This is a genomic window from Glycomyces luteolus (assembly GCF_027622875.1).
Classification (GTDB): domain Bacteria; phylum Actinomycetota; class Actinomycetes; order Mycobacteriales; family Micromonosporaceae; genus Glycomyces; species Glycomyces luteolus.
On sequence record NZ_JAPZVP010000047.1, the window covers coordinates 1 to 878 of the forward strand.

The 878-nt window shown below is 68.1% G+C and carries 1 protein-coding gene; it reads left to right on the forward strand.

What is annotated here, in order from left to right; translation table 11 throughout:
- The first annotated feature begins 43 nt into the window (after positions 1-43).
- Entirely contained in the window at positions 44-808 is a 765-nt protein-coding gene (locus O1R50_RS26140; protein ID WP_208497085.1) for a transposase, read from the forward strand.
- Positions 809-878 lie beyond the last annotated feature (70 nt).

Genomic DNA, 878 nt, shown 5'->3' on the forward strand with positions numbered 1-878 from the left:
CTGTCCCGTTATTGCTTGTGCTGCAGGGGTTTAGGATGCCCGGGTGGGTGTGGTGACAGCGGCTGAGGAGTGTTGGATCGAGCCGTTCTCAGGGCTGCGGCCCAGGGTGTTCTCCCGCCTCGTGCGCCAGCTCGAACGCGAGGGCGCCGACGCTGTCCGCCGGGGACGGCCGTGGAGCCTGCCACTGGCCGACCGGGTCCTACTGGTCGCCGCATACTGGCGGACCAACCTCACCTTGCGCCAGCTCGCGCCGCTGTTCGGCGTCTCGAAGTCCGCGGCCGACCGCATCATCGACGACCTCGGGCCGAAGCTGGCCCTGCGCCCGCGCAAGCGCTTCGCCCCTGGCACGGTGCTGATCGTTGACGGCACCCTCGTCCCCACCCGTGACCGTTCTATCGCCGCACCGAGCAAGAACTACCGCTACTCCACCAACCACCAGGTGGTCATCGATGCCGACACCCAGCTCGTGGTCGTCGTCGGCACACCGTTGCCGGGCAACCGCAACGACTGCAAGGCCTTCGGCGAGTCCGGCGCCGAGCACGCGGTCCGCAACGCGACGGTGATCGGCGACGGCGGCTACATCGCGACTTCCGCGATCATCCCGCACCGACGCCGCCCCGGCGAGGACCTGGCCGCATGGAAAGCCGAGCACAACGCCTCACACCGGCAGGTCCGCGCTCGTGTCGAGCACGCATTCGCCCGGATGAAGACCTGGAAGATCCTGCGCGACTGCCGGCTCCGCGGCGACGGTGTCACCGAAGCAATGCTCGGCATCGCACGCCTCCACAACCTCGCCCGCGCCGCCTGAACGGCTCCAGACAGCCACGGCCAACACGACGATCAGCAACTCCCAGAACCAATAACGGGACAGCCTTTAG